Raw genomic sequence first — 5,732 nt, forward strand, 5'->3', positions numbered from 1 at the left:
TATCATACTGATTAAAAAGTGGGCTTTATTTTTGTGAAATAGCCGATTCTTTCCGATAAAAAATCCAGTACGCTGATGGTAAAATCATCAAAGTTAGGAATGTTGAACTGATAATCCCACCCGTAACTACTATTGCTAATGGATAATGGATTTCACTCCCTACACCCGTAGCAAAAAGTAACGGTAAAATACCTAATAATGCCGTTGAAGCAGTCATCAGTACCGGACGAAGACGCAAAAGAGTAGCATTTTTAATGACTTCTTTAAGCTCGACATCGGGAAATTTAGCACGCATCTCATCGATGAAACTCACCAAGACAATCCCGTTCAGTACCGCAATGGCAAAAATGGCGATAAACCCGACAATCGCTGATACCGATAGATAGACACCGCTGATAACCAACGCAAATATCGCCCCGATCAATCCAAACGGAACACTCATCAAAATCAACCCCGCTTTTGACAATGAGTTGAACGCCATATACAACAGCAAAACGATCACCAACAGAGTAATCGGGATAATAATCATGAGCTTTTGAGTCGCTTCTTGCATGTTTTTAAAATCCCCTGCCCAACCGATGTAATACCCATCAGGTAAATCAACGCTTTGTGTGATTTTGGCATCGGCTTCTTTGACGAACGACGCAATATCGCGACCTTCGACATCGAGAGAAATGACAAGGTAGCGACTCATGTTTTCCCGTTTAATAAACGATGAACCTTGTACCGTATCAATACGACACACATCTTCCAAATTAATCACATTGCCATCGTGTGATCGAATCGGAATATTTTTAATCGTTTCGATATCGATTTTGGCATCTTTGATTTTTGGAACGATACCGTAACGACGCACCCCTTCAATCATATAAGTAGCCGGTTCTTCACCGATACCATAACGAATCACATCCATTATTTCATCAACACTGATTCCATAACGGGCTAGTGCCTGATAATCGGGTTCTATTTTAATTTGAGCCTGACCCAGTTGCGATTCAACTTCCATCCCTTGAATGCCCTTCATGGAGCCGATATTCTTTTGAATATCCGTAGCAACCCTATCAAGTACTTTTTGATCTTCACCATATACCTTGATCGCAAGCTCTGCTTTGACCCCTTCTAACAGCTCTTCAATACGCATACCGATGGGTTGGGTTGGGGTAAACTGCACGTACGTAAACTCTTTGTCCAACTCCGTATCGATCTCTTTTGAAAGTTTTTCGTAATCACCAATTTCAGGTTTGAGAATCAGCAATACCTCAAAATAGTTGGCTTGCGCCGTTTCCCCTTTTTCACTTCGTCCAATCATGGAGAGAACGGATTGCACTTTATCCCCATGATGTTTGAGAATAAATTTTTCTATCTTCTGCGCAGTCTCGGTTGATTGAGACAATCCCGTACCGGGAATAGCAGTGACACGATACATAATCGACTCTTCATTAAGTTTGGGCATAAATTCTCGTCCCTGTTGACTCAAAAGTGCCACTGAAACGAAAAAAAGCAGTGCAACTCCAATGAGCAATGCTTTGGCATGCGATAACGCATAATTTAGCATGGGGGTATAGCGTTTTTTAATGGCACGCATAACACTGTTGTCGTGATGGGATGTGGGTTTAAGCAAAAATGTTGCCAGTACCGGAACCAAGATAAGTGCGACCGCAAGTGATCCCAGCATCACAAAGGTAATATTAAGCGCCATGGGGACATAAAGCTTTCCCGCCAAACCATCCAAACTCAATAGCGGTATAAATACGATGGCAATGATTAAAATGGCAAAGGTGACAGGTGTTGAAACCTCTTTTGCCGCCTCGGCAATCACTTCAAACCGTGAAGCATCAGGATGATCGTGAAGTTTTCTAAAGCTGTTCTCGACGATAACAACCGTACCGTCTACGATCATTCCCACCGCTATTGCCAGACCGCTCAAACTCATCAGATTGGCGCTAAGACCGTAATAATCCATCAGTAAAAATGCAATCAATAGCGATACAGGAAGCGAGAGGATAACGATAAAAGCCGAGCGTAATTCAAACAAAAATAAAAACAGAACAATCCCTACTAATACCATACCGGTCATTAGTGCTATATCCATTGTCTCAACCGCTTTTTTTGTAATTTCCGTCCGGTCATACAACATTCGAACACTGACACCATCGGGTAAAGCTGAATTAACCGTAGCGGTTTTCGCTTTGAGCTGTTGAACAACCTCTGCTGCATTTGTTCCAGCCCGTTGCAATACCATTCCCATAACGGCTTCGTGTCCATCAAGCGATACGGCACCGGATCGTGGCGATGTCCCCTCTTTGACTTCGGCGACATCATTGATCGTGATCGATTCGCCTTTTAATGCTTTGATAGGCGTATTGCGTACATCATCCAATGAACTATAAAGTCCTACACCACGGATAAGGTATTGTTCCTTATTAAACTCCAAATACTGCCCACCTGCGGCGGTATTGCTTTTTTCAAGAGCTTGAACGACCTCTTCATAAGTGATCCCAAAATCTTGAAGTTTATGGGTATCGATTTCAACGTCATATTGTTTTTCATGACCGCCCCATCCTGTCACTTCTTCTACTCCTGAAACTCCTTTATACAAAGGGGCAACGATGTACTCTTGCATCTGGCGCAGTTCACTGAGGCTAAAACGACCGGTTTTGTCATAGATTTGATACCAAAAGACTTGTCCCAAACCAGTTGTATTGGGTCCAATAACAGGTTTGCCCCACCCTTGCGGTATATTAACACTGTTGAGGCGTTCGTTGACCAACTGGCGTAAAAAGTAAATATCCATATTATCATCAAAGAAGACCGATACATAAGACAATCCGAAAATAGAGTTGGACATAACCGTTTTAACACCCGCCATTCCTGAGAGTGAGGATTCAATCGGATAAGTAATCAGCTTTTCAATATCTTCGGCGGAATTACCCGGGCTTTCAGTATAAATCACCACTTGTTTAGGGGTAATATCGGGAAAGGCATCCACGGGGATTGTCTGATAGGAACGTATTCCCAATACAACAATCCCGATAAACACCACCAAAACGAGCATACGGTATTTGAGCGCACTATCGATTAATTTATGTATCATCGTTATTCCCTTATTCCTCGCCAATAGCTGATTTCAACAGCATTGATTTAACGTAATAGCTTTTATCGCTAACGTAGCGTTCACCGGCATTCAACCCTTTAATGGCGATATATTGGTCGTCTTTAGCAATGATTTCCACCACTCTCGCTTCATAGGGGGCTTTTTCTTCCTCATGCTCATCGTTCTTTTCTTTTTTTACGTGCACTTTAGTAACAGTCGGGATAAAGACAACCCATTCGTTTTGAAAAAAGGTAAGCGCCGATTTTTTCACCGCGAGGTAGTTTTTATCTTTTTGGGTATAGATGGTCGCTCCGACATACTGATTCAAATACAAAGATGAAGATTTATCGAGCGAAGCCAATGCACTGATTCGCTGAGTTGCTTCATCAATACTCGGCAATACACGATTGATTTGTCCATATATCACAGAGGGTGTATTACTTTTCACCAAAACCTTTTGTCCCTTTTGCACCTGAGCCGAATATTTGAGAGGGACAAAACATTGCAGATAAAACGCATCGGCGTTAATAATGATTGCCATCACTTTTTCGTCTTTGATAAACGCACCCACCGGTTCAAGAATCTCACCGATCCGTCCTGATGCAGAGGCATAGACATAATGGGAATTACCGCTGTTTGTCAGTGATGATGGATTAACGTTAGAACCTTTGATCTGGACTTCGATCCCTTTGATCTGAGAAAGCAGTGCATCCCGCTCGATTTGTTTGGTCGTCATCTCCTGCCGCGAGAGCATCCCCCGTTCATACAACGCTTTATCGGACTGAAAATTTTTATCGAAATGAGCGTATTGGGTTTTTAACGACTGATAATCGATGGAAAGTTTGGAGAGGGCAACCGAACGCAACCGTGCGATTTTATCCCCCTTTTTAACCGTATCACCGGCACGGACGTAATATTCTTCGATGTACCCTTCCAGCGACGTTGTAATAGCATGTTGGTCATTCTTTTGCTGAATCACTTTGGCGTTTACGTCAATCGTGGCACCAAATGGTCGTGATTGCACCGTTTCAGTCGGTATCTGTACGGCACCGAAAAGTACTGCTGAAAATAGTAGTACACTCGTTAAAATTTTACTCATTATAAGCCCCTTGTAGGTAGTTGTATTCGATAGTGGAACGATTAATTTGTGATTGGAGAGAAATGATCTCTTCTTGGGTCGCAATACGGCGATTTTTGATCTCATAGAGTTCTAAAAGATTAACATTAGCAATCGCATAGGCATCCTGATACATCCCCAAGAGTTCTTGCGCATTTTTAAGATTTTCTTTGCGTTGTTGCAAAAGTGTTTCCAGAGAGGTGATCTCTTTAAGCAAACTTTTTTTTCGAAGCCCAAGACGATCATTTTGCGCTTTGAAAAACAGTACGTTTTGGCGTATTTGAAGTTCTTGAATCGATTTTTCTTCGCGCTTCGTGTTGAAAATCGGCAAAGGGATCGAAACTCCTGCACGGTAAATATTTTGATCGGGCTCTTTTTCATATTCTGTGAATACGCCAACCGATTCGATGATACGGGTTTCGAGTTTTGCCTGCGAGGCTTTGAGGTCATTTTCCGATGTCAATAACGCTAAATCAGGATTTGATTTCTCATCCCCAAAACGAATGAAATTAGTATCCGCGTCAATTGCAATTTCTTCACTAAATCCAGCGTATTCACGTAATGCGTCATAGCTTTTTACTGCTTCTTTTTGGGATTCAGCGCGGTTGGATAGGGCATCGGAATACGCAACATCGGCTTGGAGCATTAGTGCTTTGGATAAAGAACCTTTGGCATAACGCTCTTTAGAGACGTTATTGATGCTTTGAGCGATTTTCAACTCTTCGTTGGCAAGATTCAATAGTTTTTGAGCTTGTGCATAATCGACATACAAAAGTGAAAGCTCTTTGATAAAACGGGATCGTTCAACCGCAACATTGGCTTTAGCATTGGTTGATAACGATCTGGCTATGCGTTCTTTGTCTTCACCTACGCCCCATACGCGAACCGGTTGATTGAGTCCCAACCGATAGCCATTATCGGACTTAAATCGGGATCTTTCCACTTCGAGGGTAGGATTCTCATAACGGGTCAGTTTGCTTCCTTCAAGTATGGCTTGATCAGTCCTTAATGATGAAGCATTCAAATAGGGACTTTTTTCGATAGCCTGTTCTAAAAAAAGATCAAAACTCTCTGCCATAACTGCCGCTGAATACAACGACAAAGAAAGAATAATCTTAATCATTTTTTTTCTTTTTTCAGGAAGGCACCGTCGAGCGCATTGACTTCCAAACGATAATTCGCAGTGTATACATCGTAGTAGAGGATTTCGCCTCTGTGGGTTAATTTTTTACTGGTAATTTCTTCTCCGGTCTCTTTTTGAACCAACTGCTCCAACTGTTTTTCATCGACTTTATGAATTCGGTGCATTTCCTGTTTGGCTTGAAGCTGTGCGGAAGGGCGAGAGTTAGAGGTGTGAATCGACATATGTTCCCGTGCAGTCATTTCCGCTGATTGAGCGTGTAATGCAAAAATTAATGTGCAAAGTGCGAATAATATTTTCATGACTAATCCTTTAATACTGTTAATAATTTGCCTAAAAGGCTGTTTTAATGATTATTGTTTTTTGAAAAATAGGAAAAT

Annotated in this window: 4 protein-coding genes; all 4 read right to left on the reverse strand. The window is 41.8% G+C overall.

Features of this window, described 5'->3' with window-relative positions:
* Positions 1 to 25: 25 nt before the first annotated feature.
* Genes WC407_RS14885 through WC407_RS14900 form a run of 4 tightly spaced genes read right to left on the reverse strand, consistent with a single transcriptional unit; the run spans position 26 to position 5,654 of the window.
* Positions 26 to 3,094, reverse strand: coding sequence for an efflux RND transporter permease subunit (locus WC407_RS14885; RefSeq protein ID WP_373023434.1), 3,069 nt, complete (start codon positions 3,092 to 3,094; stop codon positions 26 to 28).
* Positions 3,095 to 3,104: 10 nt separating this feature from the next.
* Positions 3,105 to 4,193: an efflux RND transporter periplasmic adaptor subunit gene (locus tag WC407_RS14890; RefSeq protein WP_299945930.1), complete on the reverse strand. Its 1,089-nt coding sequence runs from the start codon at positions 4,191 to 4,193 to the stop codon at positions 3,105 to 3,107.
* A complete protein-coding gene (locus WC407_RS14895; RefSeq protein WP_299945933.1) occupies positions 4,186 to 5,334 on the reverse strand; it encodes a TolC family protein in 1,149 nt (382 codons plus the stop codon). Before WC407_RS14895 ends, WC407_RS14890 begins: the two co-directional genes overlap by 8 nt.
* On the reverse strand, positions 5,331 to 5,654 hold the full coding sequence (locus WC407_RS14900; RefSeq protein WP_299945936.1) for a hypothetical protein: 324 nt from the start codon (positions 5,652 to 5,654) through the stop codon (positions 5,331 to 5,333). The genes WC407_RS14895 and WC407_RS14900 overlap by 4 nt, the downstream gene beginning before the upstream one ends.
* Positions 5,655 to 5,732: the final 78 nt, after the last annotated feature.

The organism is Sulfuricurvum sp. (genome assembly GCF_041651515.1).
Classification (GTDB): Bacteria; Campylobacterota; Campylobacteria; order Campylobacterales; family Sulfurimonadaceae; genus Sulfuricurvum.